Here is a 26,875-nt window from a genome sequence, read left to right as displayed (position 1 = left end):
GTCAGTGGGCTCCTGTAGTATCCGCGGCACGGCCCGAAAAACGCAGCTGCACGGCGTACAGCGACAGCGTGACGAGCAGCAGGACGAACGCGGCGGCGCCGGCAAGCCCCCAGTTCAACAACTGCTGCACGAGTTGCGCGATCAGTTCAGCCAGCATCATGTATTCAGGGCCGCCGAGCAGCGCGGGCGTGACGAAATACCCGAGCGCCATCACGAACACCATCAGCGCGCCACTGGCGATACCCGGCATGGCGAGTGGTACCAGCACCCGCCAGAATGCCTGCCAGCGGCTTGCACCGCAGATGGCGGCCGCCCGCAGCGTAGTGGGATCGATGGCACGCAACGTCGCATGCAGCGGCATCACGAGGAACGGCAGCATGATGTAGGTCATCCCGATCGTCACGCCGGTCAGGTTATTGACCAGCGTGAGCGGTTCGTGAATCACACCGAGCCACATCAGCAGGCGGTTGATCGGCCCGGTCTGCTGCAGGAGCACCATCCAGGCGAAGGTGCGCGCAAGCAGATTGGTCCACATCGACAGCAGCAGGATGGCGAACACCAGCCTGCCGATCCAGCGTGGTGCAATAGCGAGCACCCATGCAGTCGGAAAGCCGATGACAAGCGTCACCGCCGTCACGACCGACGCCACGAAGAAGGTATTGCCGAACACGCGCAGATAGGTCGTCGAGCCGAAGAGCTGCGCATAGTTCTGCAACCCGGGCGTGGGCTCCAGTACGCTGCGCAAAAGGAGCGAGATCACCGGCAACAGGAAGAACACCACCAGCAGCAGCACCGCTGGCAAAAAGAGCCGGGCCTTCCTGAAACCGGCGCTCGCCTTCGATGCCACCACCGGAGGCTCCGCGACGGTACTCAAAGCATTCGACATGACCACTCCTTCGCTGTGTCTAACCCCGCATGCGCCTTATTTCGACTGCCACGCATACCAGCGCTTCGCGATCTCGTCGCGATGATCGGCCCAGTACTTCATGTCGAGATTGATCTGCGTCGCCTTGTACTGGTCCGGCTGGGTCTTCGCGACATCGGCAGGCAGCAGCGCAGCCGACCTCAGATTGACCGGCGCGTAGCCCGTCTGGGCGGCAAAGTTGGCCTGCGCCTGAGCACCGGTCGCGGTGGCGAGAAACTTCATCGCCTCGGCCTTGTGTTTGGAACCCTTCGGCACAACCAGCATGTCGGCGGCGGTCAGATTCTGGCTCCACGATATGCCGACGTCGACGCCGGTTTGCTGCAACGCATGGAGCCGGCCATTCCAGAACACACCGATCGGAGCTTCGCCCGAAGCCAGCAGCTGTTGCGACTGCGCGCCGCCGCTCCACCAGACGATCTGGCTCTTGATCGTGTCGAGCTTTTTGAAGGCGCGATCGAGGTCGAGCGGATAGAGCTTGTCGGGGGCGACGCCGTCGGCGAGCAGCGCGACTTCCAGCACACCCGGCGCAGACCACTTGTAGAACGTGCGTTTGCCGGGAAAGCGCTTCGTGTCGAAGAGATCGGCGTAACTGGCAGGGCCGCCGTTCTTGAACGAAGCCTTGTTGTAGCCCAGCACGAACGAATAATAGAAACTGCCCACTGCGCCCGGCGACATGAAGCGCGGATCAAGCTGACTCTTGTTCACGACCGAATAATCGATCGGCTCGACCAGCCCGTCGCGCAGTGCGGCGTAAGCGAAATCACCTTCGACGTCGACCACGTCCCATTGCACGTTGCCGCTATCGACCATGGCCTTGAGCTTGCCGTAATCGGTCGGGCCGTCCATCAGCACCTGGATGCCCGAACTCTGCGTGAACGGTTGAGCCCACTCTTTCTGCTGGGCCGACTGGGTTGTACCGCCCCAGCTGGCAAACACGATCGGCGCGTTCTGCGCGAACACCGGCGCGGTAACCAGAACGGCTACGGTGATGGTCACTGCGCGCGCGAGGGCGCGCAAGGGTAGCGCTTGCTTCATGACAACAGCTCCTTGAAAGGAAACGGCTTACTCCGGAAGGGGGCCTGCCGGCGGCTTGCTTACTTGAGTGGTGAGAACGCGGCGGGCTTCATGATCTTGCTTTCCATGGTTTCCAGCAGCGCCTGGATCTTCGGCGCGAATGCCTGCCACGCGGGATCTTCAGCGAGACGCTGACGGCGCGCCTCGCGTTCATCCAGACCGGGGTAGGCCCAGATATGGACGATCTGATTTAACGGTCCGATCTCCGAGAAGAAGTAGCCGACGAGTTCGCCGAGATGACGCTTCTGCAACTCGATGCCTTCTTCCTCGACCAGTTTCAGGTACGCCGGGACCGCGCCGGTCTTGATCTTATAAGTACGGACTTCGTAATACATCGCGGCCTCTTCAACGCATGACGAACGGATCGGCGATTGGCTCGTCGGAGGTACGGATCCAGACGGATTTGGTGCGCGTGTAGTCGAGCACCGCATCGAGCCCGCCTTCGCGTCCCAGACCGCTCAGCCCATATCCGCCGAAGGGGACGATCGGCGAGACAGCGCGGTAGGTGTTGACCCAGACGATGCCGGCGCGAAGCATGCGCGTCATCCGGTGGGCTCGGGTCAGATCGCGTGTGAACACACCTGAGGCAAGACCGTATTGCGTGTCGTTGGCTAGCTTCAGCGCTTCGGCTTCCGTGTCGAAGGACATCACGCTCAGCACCGGCCCGAATAGCTCTTGCGCGACGCTTGGCACGTTGGCCGTGGGGCACTCCACGATCGTCGGCTCAAAGAAAAAGCCTTCACCACGCCCTTCCGGACGGCCGCCACCGGTCAAGAGCGTCGCGCCAGCATCGAGACTCGCGGCGAGCACGGCTTCGATGTGATCGCGCTGCCTGAGCGTCGCGAGCGGTCCCATTTCCGTAGCCAGATCCTGCGGGTCGCCGATCCTGATAGCCTTTGCCTTCTCGATGAGCCTGGCAAGCAGGCGCTCGCGAATACCACGCTGTACGAGCAGACGGGAGCCGGCAACGCAACTCTGGCCCGTCGCGGCAAAGATGCCTGCTATCACGGCATTGCTGACGCTCTCTACGCTGGCATCGTCGAAGACGAGCACGGGCGATTTGCCGCCCAGTTCGAGCGAGGTAGCCGCGAGGTTCTCGGCCGAATTGCGCACGATATGACGCGCCGTTTCCGGGCCACCCGTGAACGCAATCTTCGCGACAAGCGGATGGCTCGTGAGCGCGCGGCCGCAGACCCCGCCGAAACCGGTCAGGATGTTCACCACGCCCGCCGGAAAGCCTGCCTCGTGGACCAACCGGGCAAAGGCAAGCAGCGGCGCGGGCCCTTCCTCCGATGCCTTGATGACGATGGTGCAGCCCGCTGCGAGCGCCGGTCCGATCTTCACCGCCGACAGGAACAGTTGCGAGTTCCACGGTACGATGCCCGCCACCACGCCCACCGGCTCACGTCGCAATGTGACGTCCATGTCGGGCTTGTCGACCGCGAGGCAGGCACCCTGAATCTTGTCCGCCACGCCCGCGTAATAGCGGTAGTACTCGGCCACGTAGCCTATCTGGCTGCGCGTCTCGCGGATGATCTTGCCCGTGTCTGCCGTTTCGAGTTCAGCCAGTTCCTGCGCGTTTGCCGCGACGAGATCTGCGAGCCGATACAGCAGCTTGCCGCGCTGGCTTGCAGTCAGCCCGGCCCATTCAGGCGAGAATAACGCACGGTCCGCCGCCTTGACGGCGCGGTCCACATCCGTCGCACTGGCGGCGGGCATGGTTGCCCACGCAGCGCCCGTGGCCGGATTGATACTCTCGAAGCGATCGGCGGCATCGCTGAACTCACCGTCGATGTAATGCTGAAACGACTTCAACATGGGTCTGCTCCTGTTTGCCTGGCGTCAGCTGAATGGACATTCACCATTAGCCACGCGCAGCGAACGCAGGCATCACGTCCGAGATAAACAACTTGAGCGAGCGGCGCTTGCGCTCAAAGCTCATGTTGCTGTCGAGCCAGAAACTGTATTGATCGAAGCCGAGTTCCTCATACTGTTTAAGCCGGCTGATCACGGCCGACGGCCGGCCAATGACGAGATTCTTGCGGATCTGCTCGGGGGCGTACTGCGGAAATGAATCGATATCGGCTTGCGTAAGCGGTTCAATAAAGCCCTGCGTCACAGGCCTCTCGTTCTTGAACCATTTGCTGAAATAGCAGTAGAAGCGCGAAAGGTCGTTGACAGCGGCATCGACTTCGGCGGTATCAGCGCCCACGAAGGTATGCATCAGCATCATGATCTGCGGACGCGGCACGTCAGGGTTTGCTTTGCAGGCCGCGTTGAAACGCTCCATCAGGCTCACCACTTCGCCGTCGCCGGCTGCGAGCGAGGTCACCTGCACATTGCAGCCATGCCGGACCGCGAACTCGTGCGAGTTCGGATCGCGCGCAGCAAGCCAGAGCGGCGGCCCAGGTTGCTGGATGGGACGAGGTACGGGTGTAGTCGAGGGCCACGACCAGAATTCGCCCTGATGCGCGTAGTCGCCCTTGAACAACTGCGACAACGCCGGAACAAGCTCGCGCATCCGTGCTCCCGCGCCAAACGCATCGAGGCCTGGCAACAGGCGCTCGTATTCGAACGAGTACGCGCCGCGCGCGATACCCAGGTCAAGCCGCCCATTGCTCGCAACATCGACCATGCCGGCTTCACCCGCGAGGCGGATGGGGTGCCAGAACGGTGCGATCACCGTTCCCGTGCCGAGTCGAATCCTGTCGGTTCGGGCCGCGAGATACGAAAGGTTGACGAAGGGATTCGGCGCGATCGTGAACTCCATCGCGTGGTGCTCGCCAATCCAGGCAGTCTCGAAGCCACCCTTTTCGGCAATCTGGACAAGCTGCGTGAGTTCATCAAAGAGTTGACGGTGCGGCGTCGCGGACTCGTACCGCTCCATGTGCAGAAACAACGAGAATTTCATGATCGACCTGTATGCAGAAAGCGGGAAGTCAGTCTTGCCGCGAGTTGGCCCACTGGAGATTGCCCCTCGCACCGTGTCGACCGCATCGTTGTGCGGTTGGTATTACGGTATTCCAACCAAGGGCCGAGATCAAGCGTTTCAATATTATGGAATACCATAATATTCCCGTGCGATCGGGGACTGGCAATCCGGCAGGACTTCGCAAAGCGAAGCCGGGCTGGCTGAGCTATCTGCAAGGGGTTTGCTGGGGGCGCCTTCGATGTGCGGCTGATTTGTCTGCGGAAAACCTGGTTGGCGCACAGCCATCAAGTAAGGTGCCGAAGGCACTCTTCAGTTGGACTCGTCGGCGGCAACGTGTGTCTCGAGACTGGCACTAGCGCGCTGGCGAAGAACTCGATCTCGCACGATCGAGTTGTGGGTTGTCAACCAGCATCGAGCGAGAGGACGAGACCGCACGCGCTGGCGGTCGCGATAGTTTCCAGGGCGTTCCGCAATGCAGCTCGAAGACCAACCGATTCGACGAAAAGGTGCCGAGCTCAGTCGAGCTGGGCGAAATGGATGTCGCCACCTCGAATCTCTCACGGGCAATGGCTCAGCAGGCCGACAACACGTTTAAGGAAACAGACTCGGCGTTGCCGGGCATCGTCGAGCGCGTGCAGCACGACGGAACCGGCCCGGCCGCTCTTAAGCGACTGCACGATCTTCTGGTGATGCGCGAACAGGAACTCGCCCGGCTTACCGGTCTATTTTGTATATGAGGAAAACGGAACCTGGATCGTCAACTCCACGTCAACGCCACTCAATCGATTCAACAACTCTGATCATTCGACCTTGGAACGCATGACGTCGCAACATCTTGGATACGACGTGGATTTGCTTGTGATCGAGAATCTCGCGCAGTTGTTCGCGTACTGGCTGATCAGCACCTCGAGATCGGTCAGTTGCGCGAGATTCGGCTTGTCAGCATCTTTGAACAGCGACCAGCGCATGCCCTTCCGTGCGGGATCGCTCTTCTGCTGCTCGCGGCGCACGCCATCGAGGGCTTTCGAGGCATGCGCCACGACATGAAACTTGTGTGGCATGGGCTAGAGGCCCGCGTGAGACGCAGCGGTATGGCAACGCAATAGGCATCCGGCTGTGGGTATCACCGCGGGCTAGACCGCTAGTCGCAGATTTTCTTGGCCCTGTTCAATGTCTTCTGCCCAGTTCCAATTTGCGCGGGGTTTATCGGAGATCGCCGGTCGAAGCGAAGAGTCGTTGACCGGTACTCGTTCCTGCAATTCAGGCAATTTCCCGGACCGAATTCACGCGTCCGAACACAAATTGTCCCAGGTACCAAACCAGTTCCGAATTCGCGAGGATTTCCTCCTCTGTCACAGTCGGGGCCTCGAACTTCATCCGTCGCAGCATGAGCTTGCCTTCTCTCGACGCAACCCACAGGCGGACCAGCTCTTTGCGGGTTTTGGCGTCGGACGCGTTGAAGTGTTCACGGCCCCTACGCGACTCCTCGTTCATGCGCGCACGTGCTTCTTCATCACGCGAGGCCATGCTGCGCGCGACTGAAGTCTGGGTCTCGGATTTTGCAACCTTCGCTTCCGTCTCTTCGGTAATCAGCTTCGACTGAACCTCAACCATCTTCCGCTCGGCTTCAGACATCTTCCAGTTATCGCGCAGGGCGCGCATCAGGTAGCCAGCGGGACTCTTTTTCACCTGTCCACGATTGAGCTTAAATCGCGTGTATTCGACAGCCTGCAGAATGTGTGCATCGGTCCAGACCTCGCGGTTCTCGGAGATGTCGCTGAATTGCTTGGTCGAGAGGTTGAATTCGTCCTTGAGAATCTTGTACAGGTGGCTAGCGTCGGCCAGGCTGGCCAGGGCAGCGTCGGCAGTATCTTTGCGTTTGAGCAGGAACCTGATCCGGTCAATTTTTTTCGACGTGGTGGACTCGGTCCTGGTCTCATACGACAACTCGATGTCCGACACCTCATTGATTTCGCGCACGGCGGGTTCGAGCCAGTCGCGCTTGAAGTATTTGAAGATGGCCGCGTTCGCGCCCATCCTGCCGGGCCAGTTTCGCATGTCTTCAAGCCGTATCCATTCGGTTCGGCCGTCCGGGACATTCGGTAGTACCTGGTCATATATCGCGCGCGCCAGGCTGCGCGTGAATGCCGTCGAGATGCGCAGGCTCAGCCAGTGGGACTTCTTTGGGTCGCGGATGTGCGGCACCAGGCGAGGATGCACGTCGAATCGAATGCGTCCTCTGTGAAAGCCCACCATCCCCATCAGCTGGACGGAGACCCATAGGTCGTCTTCATTGGGGTTCCGGTCGAGCGGTGTATCGGTGACCTGGATTTTCGCGTCCTGGGCTTCCTCCGCGATAGTGCGCAAGTGCTTGAGGTTGCGACTGTCATAGCGCATCAGCCACTTGAAGTAGTTCAACTCGACGTCGTACTGGTCCCGTGCTTCCTGTTCTTGTGCGACGATAAAATACGCGGCGTCAAGAAAACGCCGCGCGGGCAGCCCCATGTTGACGATTTGGGTGAAGAAGTTGTTGCGCTGGTAACCGATTTCACGATTGGCCTCGGTGATGGGGATGCCAAGGTCGAACATGTCCTCGAACAGTGCGAGTGCCATCTGCCGAGATGTCACCCTCGATTTGCCGTCTTCCGAGTTGTCCTCCGCCATGTTTTCGTCCGTTCTTCATTTTCGCTCTGGGGAATGTAGGCATGCGTGAGTGAGCTGTCAACACACACAACCTCACCTTCAGCAGACGGCAGAGGCTACCAGCGGCCTACCCTCTCCTTTCCGGCACAACCAACCTCACCATTGCACAATGAACCTCACCACAACGAATCCGCTTTCCCCGTCGAACCCTTATCGGTAGAGGCTGACAGCTGCGGTCGGCACAACCAACCTCACTTCGATATGATCCAGCTTTTTGTGCACATCAGACCTCACCTTTGTGTGGGACGGACCTCACCTTCCCCACACAAGGAAACTCACCCTCGTGCACAGCAAACCTCACCTTTAGCACAACAGACCTCACCTTTCTCGGGTTAAGTTGTTGAACATCAACGATGTTGTACTCGCCTGTTGGTAGGTCGGTATGTTTCGGTCTTTTAAAAAAAACAAACCAACCGTGGCCAGGCAGTATGTATCTGGTCTGCGGCTATGGTGAGGTTCATTGTGCGAATTGGGTGCAGCGCTCACATGGTGAGGTTCATTGTGTTGGAATCATGGAAGGGGAATTGTGCAGAGCAGCAGCTTCAGCACACGCTGACGCCCCTTTTCACATGAATGCGTTTTTGAGGTAAGGAACGTCCGGGTGAAGGTGAGATTCATTGTGCTGATTTGCTTATGGGTATTCGTCCGTGTGCCTTCCAAGGCCCCGCGAAACCCGTAGATTGCGAGTGAAGGTGAGGTTCATTGTGCAGCTTCAGCGAGGTCGGACGTCGCAGACGTATTTACAGCACAACTGACCTCACCATGTGCTTTCCTTTTGTACGCTTCCCCGTTTACACCGCGACATCGGACTCAAAAGCAGCACAAGCGACCTCACCTTGATGGTTCTGCCGGCTAGACACATTACCTTGACTTGCGACATTTCGGGCGGGTGACGGATCGTTCCCACAAAAACTACCTATAATAAACAGCAATTTATAGAGCTATTTTCAAGTGTTTCCTGTATTCTGAGCTTTGTCGAAATTTCAGGAAAAACCTCAGAATGGTGAAAACAAGCCAACTTCCTGCTGTAGACCGAACTGTTCCACTTGAGCAAATTAGCCAGTTTGCTGAAAAGGTCTCAATTTTCACAGATGAGCTTCGTGACACCATTCTTGCACCCCGGCCACGGAAGGCGCCGCCTGTGTTCAAGACAGGGGAGATTGCGGAGATGTGCAACATTTCTCACTCGCAGGTGCAATACCTCGCCACTAAGAGCGATGGTGCGTTGCCGTCGGGAATCGCCGCAGGGACCGGCCGCACTCGCACCTTCACGCTGGAAGATGCGCGCATCTGGGTTCAGAAAGTATCTGACATTTATCAAACCCCTCTCGTCACCGGTACACGCGAGCCGGAGGGGAAAATCGTCATAACAGCCCAACTGAAGGGCGGGTCGGCGAAAACCACCACCACCATGTGCCTTGCCCAAGGGCTTACGTTGCGCGGCCGCAAAGTACTGGTGGTCGACCTTGACCCGCAGGCATCGCTTTCGGAATTGTGCGGCTTGTACGCAGAAAAAGATGTGACCCCGGAGGACACCGTGCTCCCGTACATATATGACCAGGAGGTCGAGGGCGGCCTGGAGGAAAGGGTTCAGTCGACGTACTGGGACGGCCTTGACGTGATTCCGGCACACACTGAATTGATTGGTGCCGAGTTCCATCTGCCTGCCATGCAGAAGATGAGGCCAGGGTTTCGGTTCTGGACGGTGCTACGTCAAGGTCTCGAGCCGCTACGCAAGCGCTACGACTACATCTTGATGGATACGTCGCCGTCCCTGTCTTACCTCAACCTGAATGCTCTGCTGGCGGCAGATGCGATGGTCATGCCGATGGTTCCTGAGAATCTGGACTTCATAAGCTCACTGTCGTTCTGGAGACTGTTTTCGGATGTGTCCAAGAGTTTCATCAAGTACGAGCAGGACAAGAAATACGACTTTATCTCGCTGATGCTTTCGAAGGTCGATTATGGCCGCACCTCGTCCGCGCCTATCGTTCGCGCATGGGCACAAAGCGCCTATGAGAATTGGCTGCATTCGATTGAAGTGCCGGCGAGTTCCGTAATGAGCACAGGAGCACTGGCATTCTCAACTGTTTTCGACGTCAGCAGTACACACACCGCTGCCAAGTCGTTGCAACGCGTAAAGCAGCCGCTTGTCGACTACTGCCGATGGTTGGATGAAATCTATGCAGAAAAATGGAGGAACGCGCAATGAGCAACATGCGTGAACAGTTGCTGGCTAAGACGGCCGGAATCCGGGCGACTTCTTCGATCAAGGAAGATGAGGTTAAACGCAGCAACCGAACGCAGACGGCACCTGGTCTCGCGGGCGCGTTGGCGGTAGCGCAACTCCGGGTGCAGGAACTGGAGTCAACTGGCGCGGCGTCGCAATTGTCGGTGTCCGACATGGTGCCCAACCCCTGGCAGCCTCGGAGAATATTCAACGAGGCGAAGCTGTCGGAGCTGGCCGAGTCTATTCGTGAAGTCGGACTGATGCAGCCGATCGTCGTCCGCCGCTCCGAGGATATCTATCAGATTGTGGCGGGCGAACGTCGGTGGCGCGCGCACAAGATGGTCGGACTCGACACCATCAAGGCTGTGGTTGTGGAGTGCTCCGACGAGGACATGGCTGTGCTGGCCCTGGTCGAAAATATCAGTCGCGACGACTTGTCCGACTATGAAGTCGCCTTGTCTATCCGGCAGACAGAAAAGGAATTTCCGGACCGCAAACGGATGGCTGAGGCGCTCGGCATGTCCAGAACCGGGCTGTACCAGTTTCTCTCGTTCGAAAAACTGCCTGACTTCGTCCAGAAAGACCTCGATCTGCACCCGCGCCTGCTTGGCGGGAACGCAGCAGATTCTATCGTTGCTGCTATCCGAAAACATGGCGAGGCAGGTCTTGATGCAGCCAGGGAAATCTGGCCGCTCGTCGTTGCGGGCAACATGGACCAAGGGAAGGTAGCCTCTGCTATTAAGGCGCTGGCGACACGTCGCGTTACGACGAACTCAGCAAGCGAGCGCAGCATCGACAAGTTTTTCGCGGGCAAAGAGCATGCGGGCTCCATCACGAAGGATGTCAACAGCTTTACCTTGAAAATCAAGGCGGGTGTGCTGACTGAAGCACAGGAGACGCAGATTCGGGAGCTAATGAGCCAGATGTTCCGCCCGCAGCCAAACTGAAGCTGCAGCGCTCTGCAACAACAGCCCGCCGCGAGCGGGCTTTCTTTTGCGGTTGCCACGCTGAGATCGCTGGCCGAATCTGCGAGGTCGTGTCCATACTATGGACGCGGTGAAAATTCGCTCGCATGCCTTGCGATGACAAACAATGGAGTCGCCGCCGGACTCTCGTGCCCATACGATGTACACGGGGACTGAGTTCATAACAGCTGCATCGCATCACTTTAATCGGTTGCGCAAGCTCGGCGTGTACATAGTATGGACACCGTCTTTGAGGGTTTGGCCCGCCGGATTCAGCGTGGCATCGCCGCGTCTCATTGAGCAGCTGGAGCCAGCTGTACCCTTCAACTTCAAATCGCGGCCTCACGTAAAGCATGTACAAAGTGTGGGCCGGCCGCCAACATTAGACCGAAGGAGCTGCTCGCCTCCTGTGTCCATAGTATGTACACAGGAGGCGAGCAGTCCCGATAAGCCGGTCGCCGGAGCGCCACGTAATCACCAACATGCAAACAGCGCGGCAGAGTCCGGAGTACGTCAACGGTCTGAAACACTGGCGTCGAGTACTTGTGGAGACCTGCGGTCCCCGACTTTATGCTGGCGAGAACGACTTGTCGCCAGCAAGAAATAAACGCTCCTCGCCCTAACTCCGTCGCGGAAATCGCGGATCTCTCAGCAAAGCCACCTCTCCGATCTGGATCTGCCCCGTATGGCCGCCGTTCATCCGCTTCCCAGATGTGCGTGCCGACAGACCAGACAAGGCGTGCCTTGGTTCGCGAGCAACAACGCGCATTCGATCAAATGACCGACTATGAATATCCAGCTCACACCCGTCTGACTCAATCGGGCCGGAGGCCCGCCCCGCGGCAACTCCCCAAATAGCGACGAACCAGATAGCAGTAGTCACCTCCGTTGACTGATATCAAGGCTGTGTCGGCCTCCTACTCCCTGATGTGTTCTCGCGCGCTGTGGCTTGCTACAGGTGATGGCGCAAGGGCTCCTCGGTTACATTTTTGGTCATGGCATTTCACTTGCAATTTTGACCCTCGTCTCATTGCCATGACCCGGACAGCGCGCCCGTTCATACTTCCCAGGACTCGGTATGCGTCGCGATAGAGCTTGTCCGCTTCCTCGATGATGCGAGCACGTTCGTCGACCGTCTTGATGGTGGTGGTCTGCAGCGATGCGTCGCTTCAAACGCGTTCCAGAACGTTGCCCGGGAGCGTCGTCGCAATCGCGCTGCTTCGCGTGCGGTGCATCATCGTGCAACAGGTAGCGCCCCCACTCTTTGAGCGGCAGGTACTCATCTGCGGCGATGCCTGGCAGCGACGGTGTCACGAGCTGTACAGCTTGTCGAGAGAAAAGCCGTTGCGGTCCGCTTGGGGACACTACCTCCAACGAATAGATGCCAATCCTTGGCGATTCTCGCGAATGGGATCAAGAGCGGAGACTGTAGGGCAGTTTCGCCCTTTGGGTCGTCAAAATCGTGACTGCAGTTGGCACAGTCCGTGCGCGACGCGTCGATGACATGTCGCGGAAGGAATCATGTGTGACGCTTGCACAGAATAGCGACACTTCCAGAGGCGCTCCGCGTCGCTGTCCCCCCCGGGCATCAGCCGGAGTCTTGCCCCGCGTGAGGCAGGCTGCCTCCTCGCGCCGCATCTCGGTGAAGCATACGGGGAGAGGATTGGGTACCAGCGCGAGCCGATACTATGCGGCCGCCGCTTGTCGTTTCCGCACCCTCCGGATGCGGGCCACGCGTCGGCACACCCGGGCGCCGCCCGGTGCCGGAAATTCTGCGGGGTAAAGGTCGAGCAGATCTACTTCGCCATAGAATCCGTCAGGATCGACCTGGGCGAGGAACGTCTGCAGGTCGGGCGATTCAGCTTCAGGGCGCGTGGGTTCTTCCTGACCACCCCGACGCAGGCTGCTCGGACGCATGCGCAGCAGGTGCGCCGCACCGGTGCCTTGGGTGCTCCGCCAAATATTTGGCGTCAGGAAGCAAAAATCCAAACGTTCGGCGGCTTGAATAGAGGCTGGAGCGAAGCACCCCGGCGCAGGTGATCTATCTCTATTATTACAAATTGCTTTCCAATTTCGTTGGAAATCACGATGAATGGAAAAGCCCTAAAGTAGCGTGCCGCCGGCGTTGCTGACGTTCGATACTGAGAATCAGGTCGGCGGCGTTAAGTGGCCAATGTGCCGCGGCAGAAATTCGAAATCTAGTGCGAGAAGATCTGAAGTAGGGGAGGGTCTAATCTCCCAGACGTGTCGTGCAGCGGTGAAACTCCCAGATCTGCAAGGGAAACTCTGAAAGAGCGGCCTGTTTCCGTACGCGGCTGACGCGTGACCGCTTTTTGCTGACTCGCTGGCATACAAAGGATTTTTGAGTGTTGTACCGTTAGTTGCGTAGTCAGGCGCACGACAAATTCGATTCGCAGTCCCTGGACTTTGGATATCGAGACACAGTTGCTGTCCTGAGTTATCGGCCAGGGATCGGTGTGCCTACAAGAATCCGACCGCCATCGCTCAGCATGCAGCCATTTCTGGTGCGACGGGTGGAAAGACGCGTGACCCAAGCGGCGCTGAAGCAAACTAAAGCGTTGTCGAGCAATCAGTTAGATTAGATTCCGTGAAACAACTTTAAGAAAACCCCCTATTCCTATAAACCTTTACGATGCAATCGGTTACGCCATTTATACGCGAAATGTTTCACGGGCATTCAACGGAGACTCGCATTTTTTTGCGAAAATCCTACACCTCTGCAAATCTCGATCCTCCGGCAGCCGCGTGTGACGTTTGGTACGTATTTTGTGATGACCGTTACGAACTGCTCAAGGCGGTTGACGGTGCTGTATGTAGCATCCGGCCTTAGATCACTCACCTCGCTGCTGTTCAAAATTCGTCCAAAACCATCGTCCAGCCTTTGTCGTCCGGGCCAGGACGAGACGCGTCAATGGCAGGATCGCTGCCTCGCTCCGGACTACTGCGAGACCTCCTGTCGCCTGGGATGCAGCGGATCGTGAAGCTCGCTTTCGGACCAGCCGCCCCCGAGGTCGCCGATCAGCGATGCCGCGTCAAGCAGCCGCTGTTGCTGCACATTCAATGCCGTCTGCTGAACGGACAATTGAGCCGTCTGCGCCGTCGAGACGGTCGTGTAGTCCACAGTGCCGGCCTGGTATTCATTGAGTGCGATCTCCGTGCCGCGCGTCGCGTCGCGTACGGCGCGCTCCAGCACATCGGCCTGCTGCGCCAGGACGCGCAAGCCGGCGAGGTCGTTCTCCACCCCCTCGAAGGCCGTCAATACGGTGCCGCGATAGTTGGCCACGGCTCCGTCGTACTTTGCCTGGGCTGCGGCAATCTGTGCATTGCGCGCGCCACCATCGAATATTGTCTCGCTGGCCGAGGCGCCCAGAGACCAGACGCGATTGGCGATATGCAGCAGGCCCGACAATGGCGATTGCGTGAAGCCGTCCAGCGCCGACAGCGAAATCGTCGGGTAATACGCCGCCACAGCGACGCCGATGGCGGCGTTCTGCGCGGCCATCTGGCGTTCGGCCGTGGCAATGTCTGGCCGGCGCTGCAGCAGCGTCGACGGTACCCCGACCGGAATCGACGGCAGCGTCGGCAGCGTCGGATCGTGTGGCAGGTCCAGGTCTTCGGGATTCTTGCCGACCAGTACGGCGATCGCGTGGGCATTCTGGGCGCGGGCGACGCCAAGCGCGATCAGGCTCGACTGCGCTGTATCCAACTGGGTCTGCGCGGTCACAAGATCGGACGGCGGCACGGTGCCGGCCCTGTCCTGCTCGGAAACGACGCGCAGCGCCTGCCGGAACGCCTCAACGGTGTGGGTCAGAAGGTCAATGTTCGCGTCCGTCACCCGCAGATCGATGACCGCGTTCGCCAGCGCGATCTGCTCGGACAACGTCGCATTGGCAAGCGTCGCTTCACTGGCCTGAGCGGTGGCGGAACTCGATTCAATGTTGCGACGCACCTCTCCCCACAGGTCGGGCGCCCAACTCGCATTGGCCTCGAGCGAACCGGCGTTGTTGACAGTATGGAAGGTGCCCGCACTGCTGCTGACCGAACTACTCGTCGCCAGGCGCTCGCGGGTCACCGAACCCGTGACGCCGATTGTCGGAAACAGCGCACTGCGCGCGAGCCGCACCTCGGCCAGCGCCTCCTGATAGTTCGCGTAGTCCTGGCGCACGGTCTGGTTCGACACCGACACCAGCGGTTCGAGGTCATTGAGCAGCGGGTCGTTGAACGCAGTCCACCAGTCGCCCTTCGGGCCCTCGGCGGCGGGCTCCGCCTCGGTCCAGCCGGGCAGTTCTTTCCACGTGGCGGGCATAGGCACGGCTGGGCGGTGATAGTCGGGGCCAACCATGCATCCGGCCGTGAGTGAGGTAAGCAACGCCAGCGAAGCGGTGGCCAGCGTGGTGCGGGAAATCGTCATCATCATGCGTTTGCATCCGGTGCTTCGGGGCGGCGATTCCACGGCAGGCGAGCGGACCACTTGACGAGTCGCGCGCGGAGCCGGTCGAGATACAGATAGATCACCGGCGTCGTGTAAAGCGTAAAAACCTGGCTCAGGATCAGCCCGCCCACTACGGTCACGCCAAGCGGCTGCCGCAGCGACGCGCCCTGGCCGATGCCGATCGCGAGCGGCACCGCGCCCAGCACAGCGCCGAAGGTGGTCATCATGATCGGGCGCAGCCGCACCATGGCGGCCTCGTGGATTGCCTCGCGGGCGTTCCTGCCTTCATGGCGTTGCAACTGGATCGCGACATCGACCATCATGATGCCGTTTTTCTTGACGATCCCGATCAGCAGAATAATGCCGATCAACGCGATCACCGAGAACGGCGTGCCGAAAATCAGCAGCGCGAGCGTCGCGCCAATGCCTGCCGAGGGCAGCGTCGACAGGATCGTGAGCGGGTGGATCGTGTTCTCGTACAGCACGCCGAGCACGATATAGACGACCACCAGCGCGGCGAGGATCAGGAGCGGCACGGTCCCCATCGACTGCGCATAGGCCTGCGCCGCACCCGCAAACGCGCCGTGCACGGAAGCCGGCATGCCGATGTCGCGCCCGGCCTGCTCGATGAGCTTGCCGGCCTGGCTGAGCGAACCGCCGGCCGGCAGGTTGAATGAGATCGTGCCAGCGACGAGGCCGCTCTGGTGGTTCACCTGGGTCGCGGTGTGGCTGTTCGAGAACGTCATCATGGCGGGCAGCGGCACCATCGTTTCGGCCGCCGTGCTGTCCGCGCTGCCGCTGGAGTTGCCGCCCTTGCTGTTCGTGATGCTGTTGGTCTGCTGGTTCGCTTCGGCGTCGGCATTCAGCGAGTTCGTATGTGCGCTGGTACCCGACGCGCTGCTCACGGCGGCTCGCTGCGTGACCGGCGAGACGGTGCCGCCGGGCATGCGCGTCTGCTGCGTGCCGCTCGGGTTGCCGGCTGCCGTGCTCAGGAATACCTGGTTAAGTGACTGCGGAAATTGCCAGTAAGGGGGCGCGACTTCCATCACAACAAAGTACTGGTTCAGCGCGTTATAGATCGTCGACACAGTGCGCTGGCCGAATGCGTCGTACAGCACGTTATCGATCTGGTTGGGCTGGAAGCTGTAGCGCATCGCAGTCGCGCGGCTGATGTTCACGTAGGACTGCAAGCCGTTTTGCTGCAGATCCGAGTTCACGTCTTCCAGTTGGCCGCGATATTTGCCGAGTTCGGTTACGAGCTTCGGCACCCACTTGAAGAGCGTGCTCGCATCGTCGCTCGTCAGCGTGTACTGGTATTCGGAGGCGGCCTGGCGACCGCCGATCTGCAGATCCTGCTGCGCCTGCATGAAGAGGCGCGCGCCAGAGACGGCGTTGAGTTTGGGACGCAGGCGGTTGACCACCTCGGTGGCCGACAGGTGGCGTTCCGCAAGCGGCTTGAGTTCGATAAACACGCTGGCCGCGTTGAGCGCGCGGCCGCCGGTGAAACCGGCGACCGACGCCACCGCCGGGTCTTTCTGCACGATCGACTGCAGTTGCGCGAGCTTCTTCTCCATCGCTGTGAACGAGATGCTCTGGTCGGCGATGATCTGCCCGATCAGGATGCCGGTGTCCTGCTCCGGAAAGAACGTCGCGGATAACAACCGGAACAGGAACACGTTGAGCACGAGCAGGCCGATCAGCAAGAGGACGATCGCGAGCGCATGGTCGAGCACGGCGGTCAGCGAACGCGAGTACGCATTCCTGAACCGTTCGAACTGTGCTTCGATCCATCTCGCCCTGCGTCCCTTCGCATGCTGGGCGTGCCCGCGCTTCAACACGTATGCGCACATGGTCGGCGTGACTGTGAGCGAGATCAGCAACGACAGCAGGATCGCGATCGACAGGGTGACGGCGAACTCATGAAACAGCAGCCCGACGATCCCGGGCATCAGCAGGATCGGCAGGAACACCGCGATCAGCGACAGGCTCATCGAGATCACCGTGAAGCTGACTTCGGCGCTGCCGCGCAGCGCGGCTTCTTTCGGGTCGAGGCCGGCCTCGAGATGGCGCATGATGTTCTCCAGCACCACCACGGCATCGTCGACGACGAAACCGGTGCCGATCGTCAACGCCATCAGCGAGAGGTTGTCGATGCTGTAGCCGAGCAGATACATCGGTCCGAACGTGCCGACGATCGACAGCGGCAGCGCGACCGCCGGGATCAGTGTCGCGCGCGGCGACAGCAGGAACACGAACACCACACCCACCACCAGCAGCACCGCGATGAACAGCGTGCGCTCGGTATCGGCAACCGACGAACGCACCGACTCGGAACGATCGATCGCGACGTTCACGTGGATCGCGCTCGGCAGCGCCGCTTCGATGATCGGCAGACGCGCCTGGATCTGGCCGACGGTTTTCACCACGTTGCTGCCCGGCGTCGGATAGACAATCACGAGCACCGCAGACTTGCCGTTATAGAGCCCGGCGTTGCGGATGTTCTCGTTCGAGTCGCGCACCTGCGCGACGTCGCGCAACAGCACCGGCGCTCCGTCGCGATACGCGATGACGACGTCGCGATATGGCGCGGCCCTGCTGATCTGGTCGTTCGAGAGGATCTCGTAGCGCTGGTCGCCCTGGTCGATGTGGCCTTTCGCGCTGTCGGCGTTCGCCGCGCCGATTGCCGCGCGCACGTCTTCGAGGCCGATGCCGTAACTGTTCAGCTTGCCCGGCTCCAGTTCGACGCGCACCGACGGCAACGCACCGCCGCCGAGCGTGATCTGCCCGACACCGTTGACCTGCGACAACTGCTGCTGGATCACCGAATTGGCGGAGTCGTAGAGCTGGGCTTTGGTGAGCGTGTCGGAGGTCAGCGCGAGCACCATGATCGGTGCGCCGGCCGGATTGTACTGGCGATACGTGGGGTTGCTGCGCAGCGTGGTCGGCAGATCGGTGCGCGCGGCCTGGATCGCCGCTTCGACGTCGCGCGCCGCGCCATTGATGTCGCGGTTAAGCCCGAACACGACAACGATCAATGACGTACCCACATAGCTGATCGACGTGAGCTGGTTTACGTCGGCGATGGTCCCGAGGCGCCGTTCCAGCGGCGCGGCGACGGTCGCTGCCATGGTTTCGGGGCTCGCGCCCGCCATGTTGGCCTGCAGCGCGATCACCGGAAAGGCAATGTTCGGCAGCGGGGCAACCGCCAGACGGAAATACGCGAGCATCCCGGAAAGCGCAATCGCGACCGCGAGCAGCGTGGTCGCGACCGGGCGCCGGATGAACACCGCGGAGATGTTCACGGCGCGCTCCCCGGCGGCGCGGCGGCGTCTCCACGCCGCGCCCGGCGCCGCGCGTTCACGCGTTGCGCGAGCCGGTCGAAGAACAGATAGATGACCGGCGTCGTGAACAGCGTCAGCATCTGGCTAAGCGTGAGGCCGCCGATGATCGCGAGGCCCAGCGGGCGGCGCAGTTCCGAGCCGGTGCCCGTGCCGAGCAGCATCGGCAACGCCCCGAGCATGGCGGCAAGCGTCGTCATCAGGATCGGCCGGAAGCGCAGCAGCGACGCTTCGAAGATCGCTTCGCGCGGTGGCTTGCCGTGCACGCGTTCTGCTTCGAGCGCGAAATCGACCATCATGATGGCGTTCTTCTTGACGATGCCGATCAGGAGCACGATGCCGATGATGCCGATCACGTCGAGATCGCTGCCGGCGATCATCAGGGCCAGCAGCGCGCCGATGCCGGCCGAGGGCAGCGTCGAGAGGATCGTCACCGGGTGAATGTAGCTCTCATACAGCACGCCGAGCACGATGTACACGGCGACGAGCGCGGCGACGAGCAGATACACCTCGCTCGACAGTGAGTCTTCGAATGCCTGCGCTGCGCCCTGGAACGTAGACGTGATCGACGGCGGCAGGTTCACCGCGCGCTCGGCGTCGCGGATCTGCCGCACGGCTGAACTGAGCGACGCGTCCGGCGCGAGGTTGAACGAGATCGTCACTGACGGGAACTGCGCGAGATGGCTGATCATCAGCGGCGAGTGCGTGATGTGGATCGTCGCGATGCCCGACAGCGGCACCTGGCCGCTGCTGCTCGTCTGGCTCGGCAGATACAGGTTGCCGAGCGACTGCACGGTGGGCACCGCTTCAGGTTTGGCGACGAGGATCACGCGGTACTGATCGGACTGCTGGAAGATGGTCGACACGATGCGCTGGCCAAGCGCGTCGTACAGCGCGTTGTCGATCGTGGCCGCCGTGATCCCGTAGCGTGCCGCCAGCTGCCGGTTGACTTCGACGTAGACGCTCAGGCCATCAGTGTTCAGGTCGCTCGTGACGTCGGTGATCGCGGGAATCTGCTTCATCCGGGCGATGAGCGCCGGCACGTATTGGTCGAACGCATGCTGGTTCGGCCCGCGCAGCACGAAGTTGTATTGATTGCGCGAGATTGACGTGTCGAGCGTCAGGTCCTGCTCCGGTTGCAGATACAGACGGATGCCGGGCACGTTTGCGACTTCCTGCTGGATGCGGCGGCCGATTTCCTCGGCGTTCAGCGAGCGGTCGTCGCGCGGGCGGAGATTGATCAGGAAGCGGCCGTTGTTGAGCGTCGGATTGGTCCCGTCGATGCCGACGTACGATGTGATCGAAACGACGTCGGGGTCTCTCAGGATCGCGTCGGCAAGCGCAGCTTGACGCCGGACCATCGCCGGGTACGACACCGAGGTGTCAGCGACGCTGATGCCCTGGATGACGCCGACGTCCTGCACCGGGAACAGGCCCTTTGGGATCACGATATACAGGATCGCCGTGAGGGCCACCGTGCCGAGCGTGACCAGCAGCGTCAGTGTCTGGTGATCGAGCACCCAGCGCAGGCCGCGCTCGTAGGCGGCGAGCGTCTTGTTGAAGATCCCTTCGCTGAAGCGCTCGAAGCGGCTCGGATGGCGTTGCGCCTGCGCGCGCAGAATGCGCGCGCAGAGCATCGGCACGACCGTCAGCGAGACGACCGCCGAGATCACGATCGTCACCGCGAGCGTGATCGCGAACTCGCTGAAGAGCCGGCCGATCACGCCGCCCATGAACAGCAGCGGAATCAGCACCGCGATCAGCGATATGGTCAGTGACAGGATCGTGAAGCCAATCTGCCCGGCGCCTTCGAGCGCCGCTTCGAGCGGCGTCCTGCCTTCCTCCAGGTAGCGGACGATGTTCTCGATCATCACGATCGAATCGTCGACGACGAAACCCGTTGCGATGATCAACGCCATCAGCGAGAGGTTGTCGATCGAATAGTTGAGCTGGTACATCACGGCGAGCGTGCCGATCAGGGATACCGGCACCGAGATGCTCGGGATGACGGTGGCCGGCACGTTGCGCAGGAACATGAAGATGACCAGCACGACCAGCACGACCGCGAGCACCAGTTCGAACGCGGCGTCCGATACCGACGAGCGGATCACGCCGGTGCTGTTCGATACCACCGTGATCTGCATGCCTGCCGGCAGTGTCGATTCGAGCGTCGGCAGCTGCTTCGTGATCTGGTTCACGGTCGCGATCACGTTCGCGCCCGGTTGACGCTGCACGTTCAGCACGATCGCGGGCGTGTGGTTGTACCACGCACCGCGCTCGACGTCCTGCGCCGCCTGGCTCACGTGAGCGACATCGCGCATATACACCGGCGCTCCGTTTTGATACGCAATGACGGTGTCCAGATAGTCTTTGGGGTCGACGATCTGGTCGTTTGCATTGATCGTGTAGTCGAGTTCCGGGCCGTCGAAATTGCCCTTCGGCTGACTGACGTTGACGTTCGCGAGCAGCGTGCGCAGATCGTCGATGTTCAGGCCGTAGGCGGCGAGCTTCTGCGGATCGGCTTCGACGCGCACGGCTGGCACGTTGCCGCCGGCTGTGGTCACGAGACCGACGCCGGGCACTTCCGAGATCTTCGTCGCGAGGCGGTTGTTGGCCGCGTCCTGCAACTGGACGAGCGACATCGACTTCGACGTGACCGCGAGCGTGAGGATCGGCTGGTCAGCCGGATTGATCTTGGCGTAGGTCGGCGGCGCAGGCAGGCCGCTCGGCAGAAAGCTGTTGGCCGCGTTGATCGCCTGCTGGACGTTTTGCTCGGCGATGTCGAGATTCAGCGAGAGATCGAACTGCAGCGTGATGACCGACGCACCTTCCGAACTGTACGAGACCATCTGCTGCAGACCCGGAATCCCGCCGAGCTGCACTTCGAGCGGCGCGGTGACCGTCGTCGCCATGACGTCCGGACTCGCGCCAGGGTAGAAGGTCTGCACCTGGATGGTCGGGTAGTCGACGGCGGGCAACGATGAAACCGGCAGGAAGCGCACCGCGACCAGCCCCACGAGCACGAGCGCGATCATCAGCAACGAGGTCGCCACTGGCCTCAGGATGAACAGGCGGGAGATGTTCATCGAGGGGTGGTCCGCACGCTATGACGCCTGTGACGCCGCGTCTGACGCGTGCGCGTGAGGGGAGTGGCTCGTGCCTGAGGCGGGCGGCTGGGCAGGTGCTTCGGAAGCGGTTGGGCGCGACGCCGCGGCTGCGCCGCTGGCGGCAGCCGGCCGGGCCGCGGACGCCGTGATCTTCACGCCATCGCTCAGCCTGTCCATGCCGTCGGTGACGACCACGTTGCCCGCGGACAGTCCCGTCGTGATCACCGTGTGCTGGCCGTCGCCCGGTCCCAGCGTGACCTTGCGGACTGAAACGGTGTTGTCCGCGTTGACGAGATACACGTAGTCGCCCGGCGCGCCGCTTTGCACGGCGGGCGTCGGCACCAGCACCGCGTTTTGCAGCGTGTCGACCAGCAGCTTCACGTTGACGAATTCGTTCGGGAAGAGCGCCTCGTCTTCATTGGGAAAGGTCGCACGCAACGTGACCGTGCCGGTGGCGGTCGCCATCTGGTTATTGATCGCGTACAGCGTGCCGGTGGCGATTTTGCGGGCGTTGTCGCTGCGGTACACCGTCACCGGTAGCTGCGCACCTGAATTGACGCGCTGCAGCACATTGCCAAGGTCGTTTTGCGGCACCGTGAACTGGACTGTGGTCGGCTTCATCGTCGTGATCACGACGATGCCTGGCTGGCTCGATGCCGTCACGTAGTTGCCCGGATCGACGAGGCGCAGCCCGACCCGCCCCGACACCGGCGCTGTGATGTGGCAGTAGGCGAGGTCGAGGGCGAATTGTGCGATGTTGGCCTCGTCGACCTTGACTGCGGCTTCGTCCTGCTTGACGAGGAACTGCTGGTCGACGTAGGTCTGCTCGGCGATCGATTTGCGCTCGTTCAGCTGCGTGAAGCGCGCGAGGTCGGAGCGGGCCTGCGCAAGTGCGGCTTTATCCTTCGCCAACTGTGCTTCGGCCTGCTGTTTGCTGATTTCGTACTGGCGTGGATCTATCTGCGCGAGGAATTGCCCCTTCTGGACCTCCTGGCCTTCCTGATAGCCGACCGCGGTCAGGTAGCCGCTCAGTTGCGGCAGCACGGTCACAGTGGCGACGGGGGTGACGGTGCCCAGCTCGCTCAATACTACCGGCATCGGGCCTATCGTTGCGGCGGCAACCGTCACCACTTGCGGCGCCGCACCGGGCTTCGGCGCCGTTGAGCGGAGCAGGTGCACGATCACGATTACGACCAGCGCCAGCGCCACAACCGCGAGCACGATGAGGCCCCGCCGCGGGCTCTTGACATGGTTTGGCGACACTTCGCTCATGGCTGCCTCCCGTTGCGCCTGCCGCTCTCGACGTGCACCATCCGCAGACGGCGCGGGCAGGGCGCGTCGAGCCGGGCGCGCTCACTGGCCCTTCTTTGACGGGCAGCGGCGCCACGAGTCGATGACGCCGGTTGCAGCTCGCGAGCAGGGGGCGACCGTCTGGCGTGCAGACGGCCCGGCCGGTTGCTGTCGAAGAGCCGCATAGAAACTCCCAGGATTGGCCGTCGCAGACGGTAAGAATCGGGATATTCAGCAAGCGAAGTCTATCCGACTGCAGGGCGATCTTTGCAGCATTGCATCGTCGGGAAATTCCGATTTGTTACGAAGGTGTGTGCGTTGCGCCGCATACGGCACTCGATCAGTATCTCGTGCAGCGGCGACTTCCGGTCTCGCCGACGCGCTGGGATCCGAAAACGCGGCTCGTCGCGAACCTCGAGCAAGACAGCCCCACGGGCATTACCGGAACCCGCCTGTGGAACGTGATGCGGCGCTTCTTTAATCGGGCCGCCGATGTCATCGGCGCCGATCATCCGACAGCCGCGGAAAAGCTGCGACGCGCCAGCCCGTCGCGACCACCTCGATTTACCCGCAAAGCGACGAGGTCAAACGCGCCCGACAGAATCAGGCTTTCGCCGCGCGATAGCTTGAATGCCTGTAAATAAAACGTCCTCGACGCCTTAGGCGGGCCCGACTTTTTCGTGCTCGACACTGTCCTCGCCCAATTCGCGTCGCCTGCTCAAGACGCGATTGCCGGCTGCTGACGAATCTCTGCCGCCCGGCATTTGTTGGTCACGGTAAGGTATCACGCGAGTTCGGGGTGGCGGAGCGCCGTCGCGTGCGGCTGTTGCGCACACATCTGCCAGCGCGGTGAAGGAGGATGCCCTTAGCGTCCTTGATGGCGACCGTGGCTCGTCACGAGTGTCGGCATCTGTACCCGGGTCTAACACCAACGTGGTGTCTGGCGCACGCTCGTGCACCCGACGTAGCAGATTTCGCAGGTAGTTGGGACACTCCGTAGCGTCGAGCGATACCACGCAGATAATGGATATTCTTGTCATATCTGCCTGACTTACACGTCCTCTGGAAAAATCTTCATATGCCGCCAGACCGGCGTCCAGTCCGCGCTTTCCCAGCAGTTGCAGCGCGATGGCGGCAGCAACGTCGTCGAAATCTCCGCGACCGCTTATGCAGAGCACCAACGGGACGTCCCTGTGGGTTGATGCATGGAAGCGCATTGAGGGCACATCGCCTTCTTCCGGGATTTTCCTCACCAGATCGGCAGTACCTGAACTGGCGGGCTTCGACGCTCCGTCCTCGACGTCCGCGATGTTTTCGAGACCCTCGACAACATCAAAAAAGGCATCATGCATGCGCGCCAGCTGTTCGATGCTGACGACGCCGCGCAGCACGTCGTTGCGCGCCAGCCGCAATCCTTCTCGCGCCACTTCGTCGTAGTAGGCCTTGAGCGAAAGCTCTTTCAAAATTGCTTCGGCCTGCACGAGCGCCTCATTCGGATCGCCAGCCAGCATGCGTTGGTAGAAAGTTTGCGCTGGCGATAGCGCGGGCCGGTCGCTGAACAGTACGTCGAGAAACGCAAGTCCCTCCACGTACCGGCCGAGGATCACGAGGCATAGCGTGAGCGGGGTGGACAGCACGAGCCCGAGTGGGCCCCACACCCAGGTCCAGAAAATCGCTGCGACAATGACTGCGAGCGGGGAAAGCCCTGTGTTATGGCCATAAAGCAATGGCTCTGCGACCTGGCCGGCAACCACATCGATTACGCCAAAGAGAACGATCGTCCAGACCACCATCGTCCATCCTGGGCTGACCGCGGCAGCCAGAACGACAGCCGTCAGCGCTGCGATCCACGTCCCGATGTAGGGGACGAAACGCAGGAGCGCGGTAAGCACGCCGAACAGCAGTGCGCCGGGCATGCCGATTATTGCGAGCCCGATTGTCACGACGATCCCCGCGCCGACATTAATGCACAACTGTCCGGCAAAGTATCGGCTCAGGCGGCTGGCGGCCTCATCAATTGCAGTCGTCGCGCGATGAAGGTCGCGGGAGCCAAACAGATGGATCAGGCGGTCACGCACATTTTCGCGCTGCAAAAGGATGGCGATGGTCACCACCAGTACGATAAGGGTTGTCTCGAGCGGACTCACGATCGGCGAGACAAAGCGCTGCGCCAGTTCGATCGATGATGGCAACGGCTCATGCACCTCGACCGGCATCGGCGCACGTGCCGTCGCCGCAGGCTGGCTCCCGGTTCGCGCTGCTGCGGTCTCGTGACCCGGCGACGCACGCTGCAGCATGTCGGATGCTTTCGCGAGAAAGGCGTCGGCGTGAGCGATCGTGTTCTGCTGGACCGTCTCGATTTTGCGTTCGATGGCAGCCTGATACTGCGGCAGCGCATCGGCCAGTTGTCCGACCTGCGCAGCCATCAGGGCGCCAATCGCCAAAATGGCCATCACCGCTGCCAACACCGCGACAATGGTTGAGGGAAGCTGGCCGAACTTCAGCCTTCTCAACAATGTGACGAAAGGCGCAACCAGAAAGCTCAGCAGCACCGATAGCGTGAACGGGATCAGGACTGCCCGCCCGAAGTACAGCGCGCAAATCACCACCGCCGCCGTAACGAGGGAGGTAAGCCCCCGGCTGGCAGGGATGGTGGATGGCGACGCCCTCGGCGTCGCTGGTCGATTGGTCGGCAAGATTACCTCTCGGGCCTCCGGCGCATAGCGACAGCGCGCGGGCACGTACGGCATCGGGGCCACGGCGGCCGACGGCTCGCGCCGTCAGATCTAGTGGAAAATCAAATATAGGATGACCAGAACAACGACCGGTACACCCAGCAACCAACCTAGTAAATACGGCATATCCATTGCCCTTCGCGACCTCCCGAAGCCCGACAGGGCATCCGTGGATGCAGTGCGTACCCCCTAGGACGGAAAATACATGCCGTCCGCCTTTCGCGCGCCAGCGGCGCTCTACAGGGCGCGCGTCGGGCGTTCAGGCTGCCGTCTCACGCGGCGTATCATGACCTTGATGAAAACACGTGGCGAAACTGGCTCGACCCCGTGACTGGCTCTCAACGCCCCGATATACCGGACGCACGCAACCGAGAGCGCGGCGGGAAAGTAGCAGGCATCTGATCCGGCTGCGCCCCAAGCACCACTGCGATGGTGGCCGGCCCGGTTGTCATCCGAGGGCTAAGTACGATCGCCCGTGCCAGTCGCCAGCTTCTGCTGCAATTGCGTTTTCCGCTTTGCCAGTCGCTCCCCCAAGGCTGTCAGGTCGATTCCAGACTGGCGGAGCGCTGGGAAAAGCTCTGATTCCTCTTCCTCGACATGGTGTTTCACGTTTTCGGCCATCACCTTGAACGTCGCTTCGAAGCCGTCCGCTCCCGGCTTGAGTGTCGCAAACTTCTCGATAAGCGTCTTCACCTGGAAATGCTCGACATACGCCTCATCGACCTCTTTTTTCTCGTCTTCAGGCAGTACGCCGCGCGCTGCAGGATACAGAATCTCTTCCTCCACCATTGCATGGATCGTCAGCGCCTCGCATGCACGTTGCACTAATGTGCCCCTGCCATCGAGATCGTCGTCACGGGTCTCGTCAAACGCAGCAAATAGCTTCTCGACAGCACGATGATCGCCTTCGAGTAATGCGATCGCATCTCTTGCGGGCTCGGTGTTGGCTTTCGGCGCGCCAGGGGCGCTGTCTTTACGATCGGTGCGTTGGGTTGTCATGATCACTCCTTGTGGGGAACGGGGAACGGGCGATCCCTTTCAGCAAGCATCGCGCCCGGATCCGCTGCGGATTCGCGAGACCCTGACCACTGGCACGGTTTCCGCGTTACCCGGTATTCGACAC

The 26,875-nt window shown here is 61.0% G+C and carries 15 protein-coding genes and 2 pseudogenes; 4 read left to right on the top strand and 13 right to left on the bottom strand.

Annotated features, from left to right (window positions below; genetic code table 11):
• Position 1: 1 nt before the first annotated feature.
• The 5 genes from B0G77_RS41660 to B0G77_RS41640 are packed head-to-tail and all read right to left on the bottom strand — an operon-like array spanning position 2 to position 4,910.
• A complete protein-coding gene (locus B0G77_RS41660) occupies positions 2-886 on the bottom strand; it encodes an ABC transporter permease (protein ID WP_133667696.1) in 885 nt (294 codons plus the stop codon).
• 36 nt (positions 887-922) lie between these two features.
• A complete protein-coding gene (locus B0G77_RS41655) occupies positions 923-1,960 on the bottom strand; it encodes an ABC transporter substrate-binding protein (RefSeq protein ID WP_133667695.1) in 1,038 nt (345 codons plus the stop codon).
• Positions 1,961-2,019: 59 nt separating this feature from the next.
• Positions 2,020-2,334, bottom strand: a complete 315-nt coding sequence (locus B0G77_RS41650) for an NIPSNAP family protein (protein WP_133667694.1) — start codon at positions 2,332-2,334, stop codon at positions 2,020-2,022.
• 10 nt (positions 2,335-2,344) lie between these two features.
• A complete protein-coding gene (locus tag B0G77_RS41645) occupies positions 2,345-3,817 on the bottom strand; it encodes an aldehyde dehydrogenase (protein ID WP_133667693.1) in 1,473 nt (490 codons plus the stop codon).
• A 46-nt stretch (positions 3,818-3,863) separates the two neighbouring features.
• Positions 3,864-4,910, bottom strand: a complete 1,047-nt coding sequence (locus B0G77_RS41640; RefSeq protein ID WP_133667692.1) for an LLM class flavin-dependent oxidoreductase — start codon at positions 4,908-4,910, stop codon at positions 3,864-3,866.
• 554 nt (positions 4,911-5,464) lie between these two features.
• Here B0G77_RS41640 and B0G77_RS41635 point away from each other — a divergent pair.
• Entirely contained in the window at positions 5,465-5,668 is a 204-nt protein-coding gene (locus B0G77_RS41635) for a hypothetical protein (protein ID WP_133667691.1), read from the top strand.
• A 66-nt stretch (positions 5,669-5,734) separates the two neighbouring features.
• Here the strand turns inward: B0G77_RS41635 and B0G77_RS41630 are convergent.
• Together B0G77_RS41630 and B0G77_RS41625 are read right to left on the bottom strand one after the other, a co-directional pair.
• A pseudogene (locus B0G77_RS41630) lies at positions 5,735-5,983 on the bottom strand (transposase); the annotation flags it as partial.
• A gap of 208 nt (positions 5,984-6,191) precedes the next feature.
• Positions 6,192-7,595, bottom strand: a complete 1,404-nt coding sequence (locus B0G77_RS41625) for a replication initiation protein (RefSeq protein ID WP_133667690.1) — start codon at positions 7,593-7,595, stop codon at positions 6,192-6,194.
• Between the two features lie 1,039 nt (positions 7,596-8,634).
• Between B0G77_RS41625 and B0G77_RS41620 the strand changes: the two genes are divergently transcribed.
• The gene (locus B0G77_RS41620; RefSeq protein WP_166656401.1) at positions 8,635-9,846 is read left to right on the top strand and encodes an AAA family ATPase; all 1,212 of its coding nucleotides are present in this window, start codon (positions 8,635-8,637) and stop codon (positions 9,844-9,846) included.
• The gene (locus B0G77_RS41615) at positions 9,843-10,811 is read left to right on the top strand and encodes a ParB/RepB/Spo0J family partition protein (RefSeq protein ID WP_133667689.1); all 969 of its coding nucleotides are present in this window, start codon (positions 9,843-9,845) and stop codon (positions 10,809-10,811) included. Before B0G77_RS41620 ends, B0G77_RS41615 begins: the two co-directional genes overlap by 4 nt.
• Before the next feature lie 2,977 nt (positions 10,812-13,788).
• Here B0G77_RS41615 and B0G77_RS41610 read toward each other — a convergent pair.
• The 4 genes from B0G77_RS41610 to B0G77_RS41595 are packed head-to-tail and all read right to left on the bottom strand — an operon-like array spanning position 13,789 to position 22,999.
• A complete protein-coding gene (locus tag B0G77_RS41610) occupies positions 13,789-15,267 on the bottom strand; it encodes an efflux transporter outer membrane subunit (protein WP_133667688.1) in 1,479 nt (492 codons plus the stop codon).
• Positions 15,264-18,584: an efflux RND transporter permease subunit gene (locus B0G77_RS41605; RefSeq protein WP_133667687.1), complete on the bottom strand. Its 3,321-nt coding sequence runs from the start codon at positions 18,582-18,584 to the stop codon at positions 15,264-15,266. The genes B0G77_RS41610 and B0G77_RS41605 overlap by 4 nt, the downstream gene beginning before the upstream one ends.
• Positions 18,581-21,706, bottom strand: a complete 3,126-nt coding sequence (locus tag B0G77_RS41600; RefSeq protein ID WP_133667686.1) for an efflux RND transporter permease subunit — start codon at positions 21,704-21,706, stop codon at positions 18,581-18,583. The genes B0G77_RS41605 and B0G77_RS41600 overlap by 4 nt, the downstream gene beginning before the upstream one ends.
• Before the next feature lie 18 nt (positions 21,707-21,724).
• Positions 21,725-22,999, bottom strand: a complete 1,275-nt coding sequence (locus B0G77_RS41595; protein ID WP_133667685.1) for an efflux RND transporter periplasmic adaptor subunit — start codon at positions 22,997-22,999, stop codon at positions 21,725-21,727.
• 347 nt (positions 23,000-23,346) lie between these two features.
• Between B0G77_RS41595 and B0G77_RS45140 the strand changes: the two are divergent.
• Positions 23,347-23,642, top strand: a pseudogene (locus B0G77_RS45140) (integrase); the annotation flags it as partial.
• Positions 23,643-23,676: 34 nt separating this feature from the next.
• Here the strand turns inward: B0G77_RS45140 and B0G77_RS41590 are convergent.
• Together B0G77_RS41590 and B0G77_RS41585 are read right to left on the bottom strand one after the other, a co-directional pair.
• Positions 23,677-25,623, bottom strand: coding sequence for an AI-2E family transporter (locus B0G77_RS41590; RefSeq protein ID WP_243751546.1), 1,947 nt, complete (start codon positions 25,621-25,623; stop codon positions 23,677-23,679).
• A gap of 588 nt (positions 25,624-26,211) precedes the next feature.
• A complete protein-coding gene (locus tag B0G77_RS41585; protein ID WP_133667683.1) occupies positions 26,212-26,751 on the bottom strand; it encodes a hemerythrin domain-containing protein in 540 nt (179 codons plus the stop codon).
• Between the last annotated feature and the right edge of the window lie 124 nt (positions 26,752-26,875).

This window comes from Paraburkholderia sp. BL10I2N1, assembly GCF_004361815.1.
Taxonomy (GTDB): Bacteria; Pseudomonadota; Gammaproteobacteria; order Burkholderiales; family Burkholderiaceae; genus Paraburkholderia.
This window is presented reverse-complemented; position numbering and strand designations above follow the sequence as displayed.

Excerpts from the sequence above, each read along its gene's own strand:
- B0G77_RS41660 (WP_133667696.1), bottom strand. The coding sequence starts at position 886 with ATGTCGAATGCTTTGAGTACCGTCGCGGAGCCTCCGGTGGTGGCATCG.
- B0G77_RS41655 (WP_133667695.1), bottom strand. The coding sequence starts at position 1,960 with ATGAAGCAAGCGCTACCCTTGCGCGCCCTCGCGCGCGCAGTGACCATC.
- B0G77_RS41650 (WP_133667694.1), bottom strand. The coding sequence starts at position 2,334 with ATGTATTACGAAGTCCGTACTTATAAGATCAAGACCGGCGCGGTCCCG.
- B0G77_RS41645 (WP_133667693.1), bottom strand. The coding sequence starts at position 3,817 with ATGTTGAAGTCGTTTCAGCATTACATCGACGGTGAGTTCAGCGATGCC.
- B0G77_RS41640 (WP_133667692.1), bottom strand. The coding sequence starts at position 4,910 with ATGAAATTCTCGTTGTTTCTGCACATGGAGCGGTACGAGTCCGCGACG.
- B0G77_RS41635 (WP_133667691.1), top strand. The coding sequence starts at position 5,465 with ATGGATGTCGCCACCTCGAATCTCTCACGGGCAATGGCTCAGCAGGCC.
- B0G77_RS41625 (WP_133667690.1), bottom strand. The coding sequence starts at position 7,595 with ATGGCGGAGGACAACTCGGAAGACGGCAAATCGAGGGTGACATCTCGG.
- B0G77_RS41620 (WP_166656401.1), top strand. The coding sequence starts at position 8,635 with ATGGTGAAAACAAGCCAACTTCCTGCTGTAGACCGAACTGTTCCACTT.
- B0G77_RS41615 (WP_133667689.1), top strand. The coding sequence starts at position 9,843 with ATGAGCAACATGCGTGAACAGTTGCTGGCTAAGACGGCCGGAATCCGG.
- B0G77_RS41610 (WP_133667688.1), bottom strand. The coding sequence starts at position 15,267 with ATGATGATGACGATTTCCCGCACCACGCTGGCCACCGCTTCGCTGGCG.
- B0G77_RS41600 (WP_133667686.1), bottom strand. The coding sequence starts at position 21,706 with ATGAACATCTCCCGCCTGTTCATCCTGAGGCCAGTGGCGACCTCGTTG.
- B0G77_RS41595 (WP_133667685.1), bottom strand. The coding sequence starts at position 22,999 with ATGAGCGAAGTGTCGCCAAACCATGTCAAGAGCCCGCGGCGGGGCCTC.
- B0G77_RS41585 (WP_133667683.1), bottom strand. The coding sequence starts at position 26,751 with ATGACAACCCAACGCACCGATCGTAAAGACAGCGCCCCTGGCGCGCCG.